Consider the following 18,178-nt stretch of genomic DNA (forward strand, 5'->3'; position numbering starts at 1 on the left):
GTTAATAAATCGAGCATTAACTTCTCGTCGTCTTCTACTGGATAAATCTCAGGATCAAGTCGAGGGAAGCAGTACATTGCGCCTTCAGGTTTTACACAGCTTACACCTGGAATTTCATTTAACATTTCCCAAGCAATATTTCGTTGTTCATAGAGGCGACCGCCTGGACGAATCAAATCATTAATAGACTGATAGCCACCTAGAGCTGTTTGAATTGCATATTGTGCTTGATGGTTGGCACAAAGGCGCATTGAAGCCAACATATCTAAACCTTCGATATAGTCAGCTGCACGTTTCTTGTCACCCGTAATCGCCATCCAGCCCGCACGATAACCTGCAATACGGTAAGCTTTAGACAAACCATTAAATGAGATGCAAAGTTGATCACCAGCCAATGCTGCTAAAGCAACATGCTCGATACCGTCATAAATGATTTTGTCGTAAATTTCATCTGCAAATAAAATCAAATCATGTTTTTTAGCTAAAGCAACGATTTGTTCTAATACATGCCGTGGGTAAACAGCACCAGTTGGGTTATTTGGATTGATAACAACGATACCGCGGGTATTTGGCGTGATTTTACTTTCGATATCTGCAATATCAGGATACCAGTAGTTTTCTTCATCACATTTATAATGAATTGCTGTACCACCAGAAAGATTGACTGCTGCTGTCCATAATGGATAGTCAGGCATTGGAACGAGCATTTCATCGCCATCGTCCAACAACCCTTGCATTGCCATCACGATGAGTTCAGATACACCATTGCCAACGTATACATCATTGACATGCATATCGAAAATGCCTTTTTGTTGATAATACTGGCAAATCGCTTTACGCGCAGGAAAGATACCTTTTGAATCTGTATAACCAATTGCATTCGGCAGGTTTAAAGCAACATCATTAATAATTTCTTGTGGTGCTTCAAAACCAAATGGAGCAGGGTTGCCGATATTAAGCTTGATGATTTTATGTCCTTGCTCTTCCATTTCATTGGCGGCGCGCAATACTGGTCCACGAATGTCGTAACAAACATGCTCAAGTTTAGATGATTTTTTGATTTCTCTAGTAGTTTGAGCTGAGTGGGATGTAGCAGTATTCTTAGACATAGAAGGGCTCACCTTTGCATATCGATATAAGTAACTCTTAAAGGTTTCGACTGTAACCAAATTCAGGTTGTGTTGATCTCTCAGTAATTCAACAATCTTTTCATGGGTAAAGCCTGATTGTTGATATTGCCTGATGGCTGGTAAAAGATTTTTAAAAACCACACTTTTTTTCTGTGACATTTTTTGTCCTATACAACCGAGCTGAACAAGAATAACACTATCTTTGCTTACTTGAAAGATGAAGTAAATAAATTTTGCTTACTTTTATTTTTTAAATTTGCTTACTATTTGCTATCTAATATTAAGCATTCAAAATATAAGAAATTGTACGATCTGAGACTAGAGTTTTTGTTTTGAATGGCGTAAATATAAAACCTGAACTTTAACAACAGAATAAAAGGTGCAGGTTATGGGTAAAGTAAATAAGACGGATCGCGAGTGGCAAAGAGAATTATCCGCAGAAGAATATCGTATTACTCGTCAAAAAGGCACAGAACCAGCATTTACAGGACAATATTGGAATAGTAAGCAACAAGGTATATATGTATGTCGTTGTTGTGGTGCTGAGTTATTTACATCAGAAACGAAATACGACAGTGGATGTGGTTGGCCAAGCTTTTTCAGACCAATCGATGGCACAGCAATTGATGAACATGAAGATTTATCGCATGGTATGGTCAGAACAGAAATAGTCTGCCATGATTGCGAGGCACATTTGGGTCATGTGTTTGAGGATGGCCCACAGCCGACAGGACTGCGTTATTGCGTGAATTCGGCATCATTACAACTTAAAACACAAGAAAAGAATGACGAGGAAACTTATCCATGAGTAACATTTATCAGTTTGAAGCTGAATTGTTAGAGGGAGAAACAAAGGCACTTGCTGATTATAAAGGCAAGGTCATGCTGATTGTAAATACTGCAAGTAAATGTGGGTTTACACCACAATTTGCAGGGCTTGAGAAACTCTATGAAAAATATAAATCTCAAGGTTTAGAGGTATTAGGTTTTCCTTGCAATCAATTCGGGGGACAAGACCCGGGAACAAATAAAGAGATCGGTTCATTTTGCCAGCGTAATTATGGGGTGAATTTCCCAATGTTCGCAAAAGTGGATGTAAAAGGGCCTGAGGCGCATGTTATTTTTCGTTATTTAACACGAGAGGCAAAGGGAATTTTAGGTAGTCGTAATATTAAGTGGAATTTCACTAAGTTTTTAGTTGGACGCAATGGTGAGGTTTTAGGGCGTTATGCACCAACAACTAAACCAGAAGCATTAGAAGCTGATATTGAAAAGGCATTATCAAAGTAAGTGTTGCTATCCCAGAATTAATTGAGGTTTCTGTTTGGACTCAACTGTTGAATTTTGGACTCATTCAGCCATGCCTTATGTTGAAACACGTAGGGCATGTCAAAGTCGCATATGTTATCAATCACACAGCCATCCCACATTTTCAATTGGTGCTGTTGATGAGGGGCAAAGTTGTTTTTCAAGTGCTTTTGGCAAAAATGAAATAATCAAAGCTAAAAGTATCGTTGTTATTCCTGCACATGTTGAACACTCATGTAATCCATTCTCAAATCAAGCATGGAGCTACCAAATGATGCATCTTGATGCAGCATGGTTAATGAGGCTGTTAAACGAGTTAGAGATGGAAATTGGCAAAACATGTACTCAGCAGATGACACCTTTTCCAAAACTAAGACCAAAGATTATTCATCATGTTAAAGTTTATGAAGCTTTTACTGAATTAAATAACATCTTGTTTGATAAGAAAATTTCACTATTCGAAAAAGAACAATCTCTCATTCAGGTTTTAACCGAGATTATTATACCGAATTTTGAGTGGGAAAGCATAAGTTCTTCTGGTTATTTTCAGCAATATTTACCAGATTTAATTCTCCATCTTCAATCAGATGTTGAGGATTTATCTTTAACGCATTTAGCTGAAAAAATGAAAATCAGCCGTTATGCGTTGATTCGCTTATTTAAACATTATTTTGGTTTCACACCGCATGCCTATCAACTTAATCACAAGATTAATCAAGCGCGTGAACGATTGAAAGTTGGTGCTGATATTGCTCAAGTGGCCTATGAGCTTGAGTTTGTTGATCAGAGTCATTTTCATCGTGTTTTTAAAAAGCTGACTGGTGTAACTCCTAAGCAATATTCTAAAAAAGCGTAATCCTCGCAATTTTATACAAGAACATAATTCAGCACTTTTTTACTCTAGCTCCTGATTTTTTAGGAGTAGATCTATGGAGATTTTTCTGACCATTGCAGTAACACATTTCATTGCATTACTGATGCCCGGGGCAGACTTCTTTTTAATTTTAAAAACTCTTTTGCAAAGTCAGAAAGTTGCAGCACGAGCGACTTGTTTTGGTATTGCGTTAGGAAATGCCATTATTTTAGTGGTTATTTATTGCAGTTTATTTGTTATTGGTGCAGTAAAAACTGAATTATTCATAGGGATGAAATGGTTAGGGGCATTTTATTTTATATATCTTGCTGTTCAATGCTTTCGATCGGCTCGCCTTAGTCAGATTATTCGAGGTCAATCGGAAAGTACTTCTTCTGTTCAGCAGAATGAAAATCTATTCAAGTCTTTTCTGTTAGGACTACTTTCGAGTTTATTAAATCCTAAAAACCTGATGTTTTATAGCGTTTTGGTGATCTTGATTTATCCTCAATATAATTTTGTTCAAAACTTTTTGATTTGTTCATGGATGGTCCTTTTGGTACTGATCTGGAATCTAAGTATTGTGCAATTCATGAGTTCGAATATTTATGTATCATGGTTAAATCAGCATATTCATCATTTGTATTATCTTGCTGGTACGAGCTTTCTCTTTTTCATGTTGGTGCTGGTATTTTCCTAAATAAAAAAGACGGTGATTAAACCGTCTTTTCTGAGTAAATGATTACGATGACTCAATCGGTTGCTGCTTGGTTTTTCTAAAACTATGCAATTTTCGATTGATATCATCAATGAATGTATATACCACAGGAATTACCAGCAAAGATAAGAATGTACTGGTAATTAATCCACCTATAACTGAGATTGCCATTGGCGCACGGAAACTTGGGTCTGTACCAATCCCAAGTGCAATCGGTAACATGCCAGCGCCCATTGCCAGCGTCGTCATGATGATCGGACGTGCACGCTTATGGCAGGCATCTAATAGGGCATTTATCCTCGAATATTCTTTTTCCTTTCTTGCAATAATCGCGTAGTCCACGAGCAGAATCGAGTTCTTACTTGCGATACCCATTAGCATAATCAGGCCAATTAGACTTGGCATGGAGAAACTACTTTTTGCTAAAAGGAGTAGAACAAATGCACCGCCGAGTGATAAAGGCAATGCAACCAAAATCGTAATTGGCTGTAAAAAGTCTTTAAACAGAAGAACTAAAACGACATAGATACAGAGTACGCCAGTTAACATTGCCAAGCCAAAGCTTGAGAATAATTCTTGCATGACTTCTGCATCACCGATGTTGGTGCGTTTTACTGTTGGTGGTAGATTTTTCATCGTTGGCAATTGATCAACTTTGGCAGCAACATCACCTAAAGGTTGATTGTTGAGTTCAATGTTGAAGTTAATGTTACGCAAGCGATTGAAGCGATCAATTTGAGAAGGGCCACTTTCAATATTCACCTCCGCAATCGTACCGAGCATAATTGGGCCATGACTTCCTTTAACCATGAGCCGCTTCATGAGTTCCTGATCTTGACGTGCTTGTAACGGTAGTTTGATTACGATAGGAACTTGGCGTTGCGAAAGGTTGAGTTTCGCTAAGTTTTGGTCAAAATCTCCCGCCGTCGCGATACGTAAAGTTTCAGCAATATCATAAGTCGTAACACCTAAATCAGCGGCTTTCGCAAAATCAGGTCGAATCACCAACTCAGGTCGAATCAAAGCAGCACTTGAAGTAATGCTGCCAATATTAGGAATTGTGCGTAATTCACGTTCTAGCTTACGTGCGGTTGACATTAAAGTTTCAGGATCATCACCTGAAAGTGAAAGTTGGTATTGGCTATTATTTCCAGCTAAACCAACTTGAATACGCGCTCCAGGAACAGGGGCAAGTCGTTGACGTATTTCATTTTCAATATCTTGTAAACTTGCACTGCGATCTGAGCGTTCTGTGGTTTGGATCGTTAGTGTTGCTTTACGAGGTTCTGTTGATGCACCACCCGCAAACGGATCAGTTCCCGCCGCACCACCACCAATCGTAGTGTAAATGCTTTTTATTTCAGGATGATCTTTAATTAAATCACGCGCATATTCCGCCGTTTTTAATGTATCGGCAAATTGTGAACCTGGTGTTAGCTCAAGACGGACTTGTGTTTGACCTGTATCTGGCGGTGGCACAAAGCCTGTTGGGAGTAATGGAATCAGCATCACTGAGCCAATAAAAAAGGCAATCGCGCCGAACAGGGTAACCCAACGATGATTTAGACACCATGTCACTAAACTCATATAGCCACGCATAACACGTCCATCTTTAGAACGATCATGGGCTAATCGAGTTGTTCCTTGGTCATTTGAAGCAACTTGATTTTCTTCAGTTGTGTCTATTTTGCCCACCCAAGGCTTGAGAATATATGCAGACATCATTGGAGTCAGTAGACGAGCAACGAGTAATGATGCAAAGATCGCAAGCGTAGCAGTCCAACCAAATTGAACAAAGAATTTACCTGCTATGCCGCTCATAAATGCAGTTGGTAAGAATACTGCAATTAAGGTGAATGTCGTTGCAATGACAGCGAGACCAATTTCATCAGCAGCTTCCATTGCCGCTTCATAAGGTGTTTTACCCATCCTCAAATGTCGAATGATATTTTCAATTTCAACAATTGCATCATCAACCAAGATGCCGACAACCAAGGACATTGCAAGTAGGGTTACGGTATTTAGTGTAAATCCAAAGTAATACATACCAATCATGGCAGGTAGGATTGAAAGTGGTAGAGCGGTTGCAGCAATAATTGTTGCTCGCCAATCACGTAAGAATAACCAAACCACTAAAATCGCTAAAATTGCACCTTCATATAACAGTGACATTGAGCCTTTGTAGTTATCAGCTACAGGTTTTACGAAGTTAAATGCTTCCGTAATTTTTATATCAGGGTGCGCAGCTTTGAGTTTATCTAGTGCTTCGATTACGCCTTTTTCAACATCGACTTCACTTGCACCTTTACTGCGAGTGATTTCAAAACCAATAACAGGTTTGCCATTTAAAAGTGCTGCGGAGCGTCTTTCGGCAATACCATCATGAATTTTTGCAACTTGATCTAAGCGAATATGACGTCCATCACTTAGTGCAATATCCATTGAACCAATTTCATCAGCAGTTTTTACCGTTGCAATGGTACGAATGGACTGTTCGCTACCCCCAATCTTGGTTTGACCACCAGAAGCATCTTGCTGTGTCAGTCTGAGTTGGCGCGTAATATCTGTTGCCGTTGCATTCAGTGCTAACAGTTTTTCTGGATCAAGTTCTACTTCAACTTGGCGAGTAACACCGCCAACGCGAGAAACAGCTCCAACACCTTTAACTTGAAGCATCGCACGCGAGATATCATAGTCTACAAACCATGACAGGGCTTCTTCATCCATCTTCGGAGATTGGATGGTATATGTGAGAATAGGAGAGCCGGATAGATTAATTTTACTAACAATTGGATCTCTTAAATCAGCAGGAAGATCAGAGCGAACTTGTGAAACAGCGTTGCGCACATCATCAACGGCTTCTTGTAAGGGTTTCTCTAATTGAAATTCGGCTGTGACAGTTACTACACCATCTTGAATTTTAGTGTATTGATTTCTTAATCCTTGTAAGGTTGCTATTGAGTTTTCTATTTTTCGGGCAACTTCTGTCTCAAGTTGTGGTGGTGCTGCACCGGGAAGTGCTGCCGTGACAGTCACCATCGGTAATTCAATGTCAGGAAACTGTTGGATTTTCATCCAGTGAAAACAGAGTAGACCTGCCAATCCCAACATAATAAAGAGTAGAATGCCAGGAATTGGATTTCGGATTGACCAAGCGGAGAAATTCATTTTAATTCTCCTATTCGGTTACAAGCTGTTTAGTCAATGGTGTTTCAGGAATATCTTTAGCAACCGTCACCAAATCGCCATCGGTTAAGAAGCCTGTACCTGATGAAACGAGTTTGACATTACTATTTGCCAAATCTAAGATTTCGACCCGATCACCAACACGACGTCCAACAGAAACTTTCTGTTGGCTGACACGGTTTTGCTGATCGACGATAAATACATAAGAAAAACCATCGCGTAACAGCAACGCAGTCTGTGGAATTGTGAGCGCCGATTTTTGGCCTAAATCAAATTCGCCTTTTAGAAACATGCCCATCCGAACAGCCTGTGTTGTTGGTAGATCAACATAGACCAAGCCATAACGAGTCTGCGGATCAATCACAGGAGCAATCATACGCACCTTGCCTGAAACTGCTGGTTGAGCTGGATCAGGAGAGAAGACACGAGCATTCATACCTTGTTTTAACTTGTATAAATCTTCTGAAGTGACTTCTGCACGCCACTCCAATCGCTGATCTCTGATCAGGCGGAATAGCTCTTGACCTGTTTGAGCAAGTGATCCAACAGTAGCGGTACGTGCGGAGATTACACCATTGTCTGGTGCGACAATCTGAGTCTGAGCTAAACGAAGCTGATTACTTTCTATTTGTGCTTTTGCAGCATCAAGACGAGCTTGAGCAGTCGCTTGCGAGGTTTGATATTGAGTGGATTCTTGTGCAGAAATCGCACCTGTATTTTTAAGTTGCTGGATGCGTTTATTATTGGTAATTGCATCGGCTAAAACTGCCTGTGCTTCTGCATAGCTAGCTTTTGCAGCCGCTAAATCGGCTCGAATCGTATCGCTATTGATTTCGGCCAGAACTTGTCCACGACGAACTTTATCGCCTACATTGACAGTAACTTTTGTTAGTCGTTGTCCCGAAAGCTCACTACTAATAACAACTTCTTGCCAAGCTGCGATATTTCCATTGGCTGTAAAGGTTTGCTTCCAGTTCTGAACTTCTGGTTGAATTACCGTTACTGTTAATGCAGCCTTAGGCGATAAATTGCTATCGTTTTGGTCTTTGGTTTCAGCTGTATTTTTATCAGCTTTAACTTGCCAAATCACGACACCGATCATTAAAAGTACGATGATGATTGCTAATATAAACCAAACTTTTTTCTTAGTTTTCTGAGGAGTTTGAGAAGCCATCTTTCCATAGTTAACTTAATATTGATGGCTAAGTATAGACGAAGATTTCAACAGATGGTCAATCACGGATGGATGAATGCAAAAAATTAATCAATGCGTACCATCCATTTTGCTTAGAGCGGTAGCAGGCGATTGGTCACTACATTTTTCATGACAATCGTTGAGGTTAGGCGCTGCACATTTGGCAATGCAGATAAGCTATCATCATAAAGTTTTTGGAAGCTGGCTAGGTCTTTAGCTACGACATGTAATAAATAGTCTGGATTGCCAAATAAGCGTTGAGCTTGAATCACATTAGCAATATCACTGACTTTCTCTTCAAAATTTGATAAGGCTTTCTTATCACCATCTTTTAACGTCACGAAAATAATCGCGGAAAAATTAAAGCCAATTTGCGAAGCATCCAGATCAGCATGATAGCCTTTAATAATTCCTAGTTCTTCTAATGCCTTCACTCGACGGTGACAAGGGGATAGGCTTAAGCCAACTCTTTCAGCGAGTTCTGTAACAGATAATCGCCCATTGGCTTGAAGTTCAGCAAGAATTTTCTTATCAGTGCGGTCCATATAGAAGAATTTACCCTATAGCTTTTAAAATGTAGAAACATTTGAAAGAACATTTCCACCATTAAAGCATATTCTCTCAAACCAGTCTTCACCATTTGGTGAAAAAGAAATTTTGATTTCAAAGGTAATTTGCTTTGCTGCTCTAGGTGATATTATGGAAATGAATGTTGTTCTTGCTTTTTGGTGTGTCTCCATTTTATTCGTTTTAACACCTGGGGCGGATTGGGCTTATGCGATTTTGGCAGGTATAAAGGGTAAATTTATCGTCACTGCTGTTACAGGTTTGGTGCTGGGGCATTTTATTGCCATTCTCTGTGTTGCTGCTGGAGTGGGGGCTTTGCTCAGCCATTATCCTGTTTTGTTAACAGGGCTGACCATTGCAGGTGCATGCTATTTGTTGTGGATGGGGATAAATTTACTGATTAAACCTGCTGTTATTTCAAATCATTCAGATCAAAATGTTACATTAGATTCTGCTAAATTATGGTTGATTAAAGGTGTTGGAATTAGTGGCTTAAATCCAAAGGTTTTATTACTTTTCTTTGCTTTACTACCACCATTTATTCATCCGCAAATGGCATTGTCTCCAACCGCGCAAATCATGTCACTTGGGGTCATTCATTTAATTAGTTGTGCGATTGTCTACGTTTTAGTTGGGTTTGCTGCAAAGAAACTATTAAGTACCCGACCTTATGCGGTCAAAATTGTTAGTCGAATATCAGGAGGGCTTATGGTGGTGATTGGATTGATTTTAATTCTAGGTCAGAGTTAGTCCGTGATAAAAGAATCCACGTTGTTACGTGGATTCTTAATAGTAGGCTATAAAATATTTTTCAAGCGTTTAACGACTTCTTCACATTGCGCTAGATCTGCGACCAATGCCATACGGACATGACCTTCACCCGGATTACCTTGTTCTGTATCACGAGATAAATAACGCCCAGGTAAAACTTTAATATTGGCTTTTTCTAGGAGTAATTTTGCAAAAGTTTCGTCATTATCCACTTTCAGCCAATAGTAGAAGCCCGCATCAGGTTTTTGCAATGGAAGTAAATGTCCAAGTTCAGATTGGAATAACTCAAACTTTGCACGGTATTGCTTACGATTTTCTTCAACATGTGTTTCATCATCCCAAGCAGCAATAGATGCTAATTGATGCTGCACAGGCATTGCCGCGCCATGATAAGTACGATATTGCAAATATAGTTTTAACAAAGCCGCATCACCTGCAACAAAACCAGAACGCATACCCGGCAAATTTGAGCGTTTAGAAAGTGAGTGGAATACGATACAGTTTTTATAATCGTCTCGTCCCATTTCTGCACACACTTCTAACAGACCAATAGGTGCTTGATCAAACCAAAGCTCTGAATAACATTCATCAGATGCAATTACAAAGTTATATTGATCTGAAAGTGCAATCAGCTTTTTAAATTGTTCTTTTGATAACACTGCACCCGTTGGATTGCCCGGTGTACATACAAATAATAATGCTGTTTTTTCCCAAACTTCAGCAGGAACAGCATCAAAATCACCTAGATACCCATTTTCTTCTGTACAGTTAATGAAGTAAGGTTTTGCGCCAGAGAGCAATGCCGCACCTTCATAAATCTGATAGAAAGGATTTGGCATAACGATATAAGGTACATCTTCGCGCTTAATTAATGCTTGAACAAAAGAAAAAATACCTTCGCGTGTACCAGAAACAGGCAAAATATGATCTTCTGCACTAATTTGATTCAATTTGAAGCGCTGAGTGAGCCATTTTGCAATACTTTGACGCAGTTCAGGTAAGCCTTTGCTATTTGGATAAGTCGATAAATGCTCAAAATTTGCAATAATCGCTTGTTTAACGAACTCAGGCGCAGGATGTTTTGGCTCACCAATTGATAGTGGAATCAAAGGCAGATTTGCAGGTTGCACATCTTTGAAAAGTTGGTTTAACTTTTCAAATGGATAAGGATGCAATAGAGACAAGCTGGAGTTCATTTAAACAATTACCCAAGATAAGTGTGGAGAATCTTTCTTTTGAAAAGAAGGATTCAGTAAGATTCTAAGATGGATTACAAATTTGATTAGATGCTTCATCTAAAGCAGCTTTCAAGGTTTCCGCAAAAAGTTTAACTTCTTCGTCATTCAGCAGTACACCATTTTTCTTGGTGACAAAGAAAATATCTTCCGCACGCTCGCCCAATGTTGCAATTTTGGCTGAGTGAATATCGAGACCTTGCAACATAAATAACGCACCAATACGCGCTAACAAACCCGGTTGATCGAGTGTAGAAATTTCTACCATGTGTTGTTGTAAGGCTGGGTTAAGTACGATATCAACTGTATTTTGAATGTCAAAATGACGTAAATGACGAGGAATTCGACGTTGCATAATCCCCGGATACTGATCTGAATGACTCAATGCATCGACCAGTGCAGATTTAACTTTGCGTTCACGTTCAGGGTCTGTCAATAATGTGCCGAAACGATCGAGTACCAAGTAAGTATCTAAACTAAAATCTGTACTTGCCGTGATAATTTTTGCGTCTTGAACATCGAGATTCATGCGATCCAATACAGCAACGGTTGTTGCAAAGAGATTTGCTTGATCGCGCGTGTAGATAAAGATTTGCACTGCATCTTGTGCTGCATTTCGATGTGCACGTAACAAGACCAACGGCTCTGGATTATCACCGTGTTGTAAAATAGCTTGCGTGTGCCATGCAATTTCATTGGCAGATTCTTTTACGAAATATTCATCACCAAGTTCTTGCCAAACTTTTTCGACTTCGGCTAATGAAAAATCATTTACAAGCAATTCACTGGCAGCGAATTTAGTATCTTCAATGAGCATTTGATAATCAACAGGTCGGCCTAAACCAGAACGAATGACATCACGGGCATAGGTATAGAGCTGACGCATCAATGAAGCACGCCATGTATTCCAAAGCTTAGGATTTGTGGCATTAATATCTGCAACAGTCAATGTGTACAAGTAGTCCAAATGCTCCATGTCACCGACTTTTTCAGCGAACTCTTTGACTTCATCAGGGTCGGAAATATCTTTTTTCTGTGCAGTAAGTGACATCAGCAAGTGATTGTTGATCAACCATGCAACGAGTTTACATTCACGCTCAGTAAAGCCGTGCGTGCGGCAGAATTCAATTGCATCAATTGCACCGAGTTCACTGTGATCACCACCACGACCTTTGGCAATATCATGGAAAATTGCTGCTAAATAAACAATGTCATGTCCAGCAATACGTTGGAATACTGAACTGACGACAGGGAAATCTTTAGCAAACTCAGGTTCTTTAAAACGACTGAGGTTACGCAGTAAAAGTAGGGTATGGGCATCGACGGTATAGATATGGAAAAGATCGTATTGCATCAATCCCATAATTTGCCCGAAAGCTGGAATATAATTGCCCAATACACCATATCGTTTCATCGCGACCATCGTGTCGTATAATCGATGTGGTGAGCGAATAATCGACATAAACAAGGCTTGGTGTTCAGGATTGTCACGGAAACGTTGATCAATACGTTTTGCAGCTAAAACCAACAAGCGTAAGGTGCGGGCACGAATACCTGTAATTTCTGGGCGATTTGCAAGCAGATAAAAGATTTCTAAAATTGCACTTGGTTCTTCTGAGAAAACCTTATGGTGTTGAACAGCAAGTTTGCCATCTACAATTTTGAAACGATCATTAATGTCTTCAATTTCACGTTCGTAATCGGTCAGACGTGGTGTAATCACTGATTCATTGAAGTAGGCGAGTAGCATTTCATTTAAAGTCGAAATTTGCTGTGCCGTCCGATAATAACGTTTCATGAACTGTTCAACAGCAAAATTGACGGGCTGACCTTCTTCACGCACGTAGCCAAATTTTGCAGCAATATCACGTTGATATTCAAACAATAATCGATTTTCATCACGCTTGGCTAAACGATGCAAATGGGTGCGAATTTCCCATAAAAAGCTTTCAGCTTCTTCGAGAACTCCCAGTTCAAACTCAGTAATAAAACCGAGATGTACAAGGTCATAGATACGATTGACACGGAAATGGCGCTTAGCAATCCAACCGATTTGATTAATATCTCTGATACCGCCGGGTGCATTTTTAATATCAGGTTCTAAATTGCTTTCAGTATTGTTGTGCTGCGCATATCTTTTTGCTTGCTCTTGCATTTTGGCATCATAGAAGGTTTTATCCGTCCATGTTTGCGCAACGATACGACGTGGCCATTTAGCAAGTTGTTCATTACCTGTTATCAGACGAGCTTCAATCAGTGTGGTTGCAACAGTTAGATCATTTGCAGCTTGATCTACGCAGTTTTGAATGGTACGAACACTGGTACCCGGTTTAAAATTTCCAACATCCCAAAGTGATGAAATAAAAGCAGAAATGAGTTTACCTTGCTCCTCACTAATTTCATCTTCAGATAAAATCATAATGTCGGTATCTGAATAAGGCAGCATTTCACGGCGGCCATAACCGCCGACAGCAAATAAGCCTAATTCAGTTTGATCTAAACCTGCGTGATTCCATAAAAAAATCAGAGCTTCATCAATAGAGTTTGATCGAGCTTTGATGACTTCACGGATAGGTTGTCCATTTTCATAACTCTCTTGTAATTGTTTCTCTACTTCTGTTCGCCATTGATTAATGGCTTGAATATCATGATGACTGGTGACGTAGTTCAACAATGGAGATGTATTGATCATGAAAATGTTCTTCTATCAAAGTCTTTCTTTATCCTGAAACCACTTGATTGTGGCTCAGGATTCAGGTGGTTTAAGCGTTTGTTTGAACACTCACTTGGTCAGCGGCATGTTGTGCCAACTCACGCGCTAAATCTGTATTTTCGGCACGCGCTGTTGCAACACCCATACGACGGCGTTTGAAGCCTTCTGGTTTTCCAAATAAGCGTAAATCTGTATTCGGATTTGCCAAAGCAAGATTTAAGCCAGTAAAGCTAAGATTTTTCGCATCTACACCTGCATAGATCACTGCACTTGCAGCAACACTATGGCGCTCTGTATTTACAGGTAAACCTAAAATTGCACGCGCATGTAATTCAAATTCGTTTTGGAATTGAGAAGCTAAAGTCACTAAGCCTGTGTCATGTGGGCGAGGCGATACTTCGCTAAACCAAACTTTATCGCCTTTTACGAATAACTCTACACCAAAAATACCGCAACCGCCTAAAGCAGTTGTTACTTTATTTGCAATACGTTTTGCTTCATCTAAAGCCGCAGCTGTCATTGGTTGAGGTTGCCAACTTTCAACATAATCGCCCGCATCTTGACGGTGACCAATCGGATCACAGTAATGGGTTTCGATTTCGGCAGTTTCAGGGTTTTTAGCGCGAACAGTTAAAAGCGTAATTTCAAAATCGAAGTCAATCTGAGACTCGATAATCACAGTCCCTTGATTTACGCGGCCACCTTGCATCGCATAATCCCAAGCAGCATCGACTTCATCAAAGCTTTTTACGCGAGATTGACCTTTACCTGATGAAGACATAACAGGTTTAACGAAATTTGGATAACCAATATCATCACAAGCCGCGCGGAAGCTTTCTAAAGTACTTGCAAAACGGTAAGCAGATGTTGGTAGTCCTAACTCTTCTGCGGCTAAGCGACGAATACCTTCACGGTTCATGGTGAGGTTGACAGCTTTTGCTGATGGAATGACTGTAGCTGTTTGACTCTGTTCAATTTCAACTAAAACCTCAGTTGCAATCGCTTCGATTTCAGGGACAATTAAATTGGGTTTTATTTCTTCGATAAGTTTTTTTAATTCAACAGGATCAGCCATATTCAATGTATAAGAATAATGTGCTACTTGCATTGCAGGTGCGTGATCATAGCGATCAGCTGCATGAACTTCGACACCTAAGCGTTGTAAAGAAATAACAACTTCTTTCCCAAGCTCTCCAGAACCTAACAGTAAAACCTTAAATGCAGAAGATTGAAGTGGAGTTCCAAGAGTGACGCTCATGCGAATAATCCTATCCTGAGTAATTTGTGTTTAAGCATAGCAGAACTTGTTGCTGAGTTAAGCTTGTGTGATACAAAAAAAGTTGTTTTTGTTAGACAAAAAAGATGATCTAAATCTGTTTTTTCAGAATTAGACATTCACTTGGTAATTCAGCAGAAGTCCATCGGCATTTTGACCTCGAATTCCCCAATTACTTCTAGGTGTTTCAAATATTGTAATTTCAATGTCTTGTGCTGAAATACCACAGCGTTGATAAATATTAGAATATAGAGTTTGAATCAGTTTTTTCTTGGCTTCGATTGTCCGACCTTCGAACATTGATATCTCAATAATGGTGTAGTGATCACTACGATCTGTAGGATAAATAAAGTCATCTGTTTCAAGACGGATAAAGCGCTGAAACCTCTTTTCAATTGGATAATTTAAGCTTTCGACCAAGGCATCATGAATAGCTTCAGAAAGTAAGTTTCGGTATTGATCAATCGTTTTGCTCAATGCATAAATTTTGATTTGTGACATGAATATATGATTCCAAGTGATTTAATTATTTTGAAGACAATTATGGGTCTAACCTTAGCATAAAATTGATAAATCTCAGGTTTATCAAACTTCGATGATAAAAAGGTAACAATGATTGAGTATTGCAACTGAATTGACTAGGATTATGGGCAAATGTTTCATCGACGATTTGGTTAGATATGTTGAACAGAAAAACTCATCTTGTGGCTTTGATGCTATGCAGTACAGTTCTAATGACTGCATGCGGGAACTCAAATAATGAAGCTGAAAAAAAGGTAGAAATTAAACCTGCGCCAAAATTGAGTAATGATGCGACAACATATGCAAATGCGGCATGGGATTTAATCAATCAAATTGATCCAATTGTTTATCAGAAACAAACAACAGAAATCGAAGAGAATGTAAGAAAGCCATTGCGTCAGCTCAGCACAGATTGGCGTATTAATGTGAAAATGACTGATTCGGTGACGGAAGGGAAATATGCCTTATGTCGTAAGGCTTTAACAAGTTTGGATACTTGGGCGAGAGAAGTAAAAGACAATCCAACCGCTTCGAGCCAAAAACAAGCTGACTACGAGCGTGATAAGGCACAGTGTAAAGATGCAATTGATAATCCAGCGTTAGGGAATACTTCTCCGAAGTAAAACTAAAACTGAATACGTTAAATATTGCTATTTTTAAAGGGAAAATAGCAATATCTTTTAGAATAGATACAAAATATATCCAAAGAATTGACTTGGTTATGGGTAAACCGTAGGATGAATTTCCTAAGTTATATAAGGAACCTGTGGTTAAAAACCAAGTTCGCATATGGATACTCCCAGTTTAATTTCTGAAACCGTTCATCAATTTTCATTCGCTTCCATTTTTCATGGCGATCTTTTGCTTTTACTGCTGTATGTCGTTTTAGCATTACTTTTTTCTTTTTTGTGTTCGATTGCAGAAGCAACATTATTAAGTATCACACCAAGCTACATTGCGAGACTTAAAGAGACCAAGCCTAAAAAGGCTGAGCAATTAAGACGCTTGAAAGAAGACAATATTGACCAATCATTGGCTGCTATTTTAACCGTCAACACCATTGCACATACAGTCGGTGCGATTGGTGCAGGCGCAAAAGCAACGTCTGTTTTTGGTGAGGTTTGGTTTGGTGTTTTCTCCGCAGTAATGACCTTACTCATCCTGTTTGTTTCGGAAATTGTTCCAAAAACATTAGGAGCGGTGTATTGGCGTCAACTTGCTGGACCAACTGGCATTTATGTTAATTTCTTAATTAAAGCCATGTATCCTTTAATCGTGATCTCGGAAAAGTTAACTAAGTTAATTTCTGGGGGTACCAAAGCAAATCAGTTTAGTCGTGATGAGTTTGTTGCGATGGCTGGGATTGGTAAAGAAGAAGGCATGTTGAATGATCGAGAGTCTAAAATCATTCGAAATCTTTTCCTCTTTAAATCTTTGGATGCGAGCACTGTCATGACGCCTCGTGTAGTAGTGTCGGCATTACAAAAAGATTTAACAGTTGATGAAGTTTTATCTGCCCCAAAAAGCTCAAATTTTTCAAGACTGCCGATTTATGATCAAGACTTGGATAGCGTTGTCGGCTTTGTTTTGCGTGAAGATTTATTGGTTGCAAAGAACCAAGGTCAGGGTAGTCGTATAATTAGCGACTTCAAAAGAGAAATTGTTACAGTTATGGCAAAAACACCATTATCAAAATTAATGGAAGTTTTGTTGGAACAAAGACAACATATTGCATTGGTCGTGGGTGAGTTTGGAGATACTAAAGGTGTCGTAACTTTAGAAGATGTCGTTGAAACATTGCTAGGTATTGAGATTCTCGATGAGGGCGACAAAGTAGAAGATATGCAGAAACTTGCTCGACAACTATGGGTGAAAAGGGCTGAAAAAATTGGCATTTATTTAGAACCGCCAACACAATAATCAATAAAAGTGTGTCAGCCTAGTTGGTTGGCATGCTTATTCTGTAAAAAATCCTGAGGATGCCAGCATCCTCAACCCCTCTAAATTCAGCACGTCTATTTTTTTAAATCCAAGCTGAATTACACCTTGTTTTTCAAATACATTGAGTTCTTGATTTACCGTTTGTCTTGATACAGTCAGCATATTGGCAAGTTGGTCTTGAGAAATATGGATGTTCAAATCTTGAATACTGGATCGATTGCCATAACCCTCTAAAATAAACAGCAATCGTTGCGCTAAGCGCTGGGTAATGCTTTGGGTCTGAATCGCAATTTGTTCTAAAAACACGTAGCGGAGTTTTTGACTAGTCAGCAAAGCAAAGTAATACCAATAATACGGATGTTGATCTAATAGTTGCTTCAGGGGTTCGGCAGGAATTTGAAGAACAACACTTCTTTTTAAGGCAATTGCATCATGCGAGCGAGGTTGTTTGTCGATTAAGGAGATTTCGCCAAACCACATGATTGGTTCTGCGATTGCAGCAATTGCTTCATTACCATTGACATCAATATATCCCAAGCTGATAGAGCCTTCTAAAACACCATAGACACCATCAAACTTGTCTTGGGCATTAAATACAGCAGTATTTTTTTCTACAGATTGCTTTTTACTGTGCTCAATAATGAACTCTTGAAACGGCTTGTCTAAGCGACTAAACCAAGAGTTTTGCTGTAAATGCTGGATATATGCATGTTCTAACACAATCATTCCTTTGTAAATATGAATCCATTTGTCAGCTACATGA

At 39.3% G+C, this 18,178-nt stretch carries 16 protein-coding genes; 7 read left to right on the forward strand and 9 right to left on the reverse strand.

The window, feature by feature from the left end; genetic code table 11:
* The coding region (locus B4237_RS00300; protein WP_286940751.1) for a pyridoxal phosphate-dependent aminotransferase at positions 1–1,289 on the reverse strand (1,289 nt) is incomplete at its 3' end.
* Positions 1,290–1,518: 229 nt separating this feature from the next.
* Between B4237_RS00300 and msrB the strand changes: the two genes are divergently transcribed.
* The 4 genes from msrB (at position 1,519) to B4237_RS00320 (ending at position 3,991) form a co-directional block, all read left to right on the forward strand.
* Complete coding sequence (msrB, locus tag B4237_RS00305) at positions 1,519–1,938, forward strand: peptide-methionine (R)-S-oxide reductase MsrB (protein ID WP_004878830.1); 420 nt, start codon at positions 1,519–1,521, stop codon at positions 1,936–1,938.
* A complete protein-coding gene (locus tag B4237_RS00310) occupies positions 1,935–2,420 on the forward strand; it encodes a glutathione peroxidase (protein ID WP_019384204.1) in 486 nt (161 codons plus the stop codon). The genes msrB and B4237_RS00310 overlap by 4 nt, the downstream gene beginning before the upstream one ends.
* A gap of 34 nt (positions 2,421–2,454) precedes the next feature.
* Positions 2,455–3,294 carry an AraC family transcriptional regulator gene (locus B4237_RS00315; RefSeq protein ID WP_278595542.1) on the forward strand — a complete coding sequence of 280 codons (840 nt, stop codon included), beginning with the start codon at positions 2,455–2,457 and terminating at the stop codon, positions 3,292–3,294.
* A gap of 73 nt (positions 3,295–3,367) precedes the next feature.
* Entirely contained in the window at positions 3,368–3,991 is a 624-nt protein-coding gene (locus B4237_RS00320; protein ID WP_278595541.1) for a LysE family translocator, read from the forward strand.
* Between the two features lie 42 nt (positions 3,992–4,033).
* Here B4237_RS00320 and B4237_RS00325 read toward each other — a convergent pair whose 3' ends face one another.
* The 3 genes from B4237_RS00325 to B4237_RS00335 form a co-directional block, all read right to left on the reverse strand.
* Positions 4,034–7,177: an efflux RND transporter permease subunit gene (locus B4237_RS00325; protein ID WP_286940753.1), complete on the reverse strand. Its 3,144-nt coding sequence runs from the start codon at positions 7,175–7,177 to the stop codon at positions 4,034–4,036.
* 10 nt (positions 7,178–7,187) lie between these two features.
* Positions 7,188–8,369: an efflux RND transporter periplasmic adaptor subunit gene (locus B4237_RS00330; protein WP_278595745.1), complete on the reverse strand. Its 1,182-nt coding sequence runs from the start codon at positions 8,367–8,369 to the stop codon at positions 7,188–7,190.
* Positions 8,370–8,482: 113 nt separating this feature from the next.
* Entirely contained in the window at positions 8,483–8,935 is a 453-nt protein-coding gene (locus B4237_RS00335) for an Lrp/AsnC family transcriptional regulator (RefSeq protein ID WP_004878842.1), read from the reverse strand.
* A 154-nt stretch (positions 8,936–9,089) separates the two neighbouring features.
* Between B4237_RS00335 and B4237_RS00340 the strand changes: the two genes are divergently transcribed.
* A complete protein-coding gene (locus B4237_RS00340) occupies positions 9,090–9,707 on the forward strand; it encodes a LysE family translocator (RefSeq protein WP_278595744.1) in 618 nt (205 codons plus the stop codon).
* Positions 9,708–9,754: 47 nt separating this feature from the next.
* Here B4237_RS00340 and dapC read toward each other — a convergent pair whose 3' ends face one another.
* The 4 genes from dapC to B4237_RS00360 form a co-directional block, all read right to left on the reverse strand.
* Positions 9,755–10,924: a succinyldiaminopimelate transaminase gene (gene dapC / locus B4237_RS00345; RefSeq protein ID WP_278595743.1), complete on the reverse strand. Its 1,170-nt coding sequence runs from the start codon at positions 10,922–10,924 to the stop codon at positions 9,755–9,757.
* A gap of 64 nt (positions 10,925–10,988) precedes the next feature.
* Positions 10,989–13,655 (reverse strand): [protein-PII] uridylyltransferase, encoded by a 2,667-nt coding sequence (glnD, locus tag B4237_RS00350; protein WP_286940756.1) that lies wholly within the window; start codon positions 13,653–13,655, stop codon positions 10,989–10,991.
* Positions 13,656–13,725: 70 nt separating this feature from the next.
* Complete coding sequence (purT, locus tag B4237_RS00355; RefSeq protein WP_278595749.1) at positions 13,726–14,943, reverse strand: formate-dependent phosphoribosylglycinamide formyltransferase; 1,218 nt, start codon at positions 14,941–14,943, stop codon at positions 13,726–13,728.
* Between the two features lie 120 nt (positions 14,944–15,063).
* Positions 15,064–15,453: a tautomerase family protein gene (locus B4237_RS00360; RefSeq protein WP_278595742.1), complete on the reverse strand. Its 390-nt coding sequence runs from the start codon at positions 15,451–15,453 to the stop codon at positions 15,064–15,066.
* 179 nt (positions 15,454–15,632) lie between these two features.
* Here B4237_RS00360 and B4237_RS00365 point away from each other — a divergent pair, with 179 nt between their 5' ends.
* On the forward strand, positions 15,633–16,097 hold the full coding sequence (locus B4237_RS00365) for a hypothetical protein (RefSeq protein ID WP_278595741.1): 465 nt from the start codon (positions 15,633–15,635) through the stop codon (positions 16,095–16,097).
* Between the two features lie 166 nt (positions 16,098–16,263).
* The gene (locus tag B4237_RS00370; RefSeq protein ID WP_061516587.1) at positions 16,264–17,394 is read left to right on the forward strand and encodes a CNNM domain-containing protein; all 1,131 of its coding nucleotides are present in this window, start codon (positions 16,264–16,266) and stop codon (positions 17,392–17,394) included.
* A gap of 36 nt (positions 17,395–17,430) precedes the next feature.
* Here the strand turns inward: B4237_RS00370 and B4237_RS00375 are convergent, their stop codons facing one another.
* Positions 17,431–18,135 carry a Crp/Fnr family transcriptional regulator gene (locus B4237_RS00375; RefSeq protein ID WP_278595740.1) on the reverse strand — a complete coding sequence of 235 codons (705 nt, stop codon included), beginning with the start codon at positions 18,133–18,135 and terminating at the stop codon, positions 17,431–17,433.
* Positions 18,136–18,178 lie beyond the last annotated feature (43 nt).

The sequence above is a fragment of the Acinetobacter sp. UBA6526 genome (assembly GCF_002434875.1).
GTDB lineage: Bacteria > Pseudomonadota > Gammaproteobacteria > Pseudomonadales > Moraxellaceae > Acinetobacter > Acinetobacter venetianus.

Bases quoted from the DNA above. Each gene is read 5' to 3' on its own strand.
- msrB (WP_004878830.1), top strand. From the start codon at position 1,519: ATGGGTAAAGTAAATAAGACGGATCGCGAGTGGCAAAGAGAATTATCC.
- B4237_RS00310 (WP_019384204.1), top strand. From the start codon at position 1,935: ATGAGTAACATTTATCAGTTTGAAGCTGAATTGTTAGAGGGAGAAACA.
- B4237_RS00320 (WP_278595541.1), top strand. From the start codon at position 3,368: ATGGAGATTTTTCTGACCATTGCAGTAACACATTTCATTGCATTACTG.
- B4237_RS00325 (WP_286940753.1), bottom strand. From the start codon at position 7,177: ATGAATTTCTCCGCTTGGTCAATCCGAAATCCAATTCCTGGCATTCTA.
- B4237_RS00330 (WP_278595745.1), bottom strand. From the start codon at position 8,369: ATGGCTTCTCAAACTCCTCAGAAAACTAAGAAAAAAGTTTGGTTTATA.
- B4237_RS00335 (WP_004878842.1), bottom strand. From the start codon at position 8,935: ATGGACCGCACTGATAAGAAAATTCTTGCTGAACTTCAAGCCAATGGG.
- B4237_RS00340 (WP_278595744.1), top strand. From the start codon at position 9,090: ATGGAAATGAATGTTGTTCTTGCTTTTTGGTGTGTCTCCATTTTATTC.
- dapC (WP_278595743.1), bottom strand. From the start codon at position 10,924: ATGAACTCCAGCTTGTCTCTATTGCATCCTTATCCATTTGAAAAGTTA.
- glnD (WP_286940756.1), bottom strand. From the start codon at position 13,655: ATGATCAATACATCTCCATTGTTGAACTACGTCACCAGTCATCATGAT.
- B4237_RS00360 (WP_278595742.1), bottom strand. From the start codon at position 15,453: ATGTCACAAATCAAAATTTATGCATTGAGCAAAACGATTGATCAATAC.
- B4237_RS00365 (WP_278595741.1), top strand. From the start codon at position 15,633: ATGTTGAACAGAAAAACTCATCTTGTGGCTTTGATGCTATGCAGTACA.
- B4237_RS00370 (WP_061516587.1), top strand. From the start codon at position 16,264: ATGGATACTCCCAGTTTAATTTCTGAAACCGTTCATCAATTTTCATTC.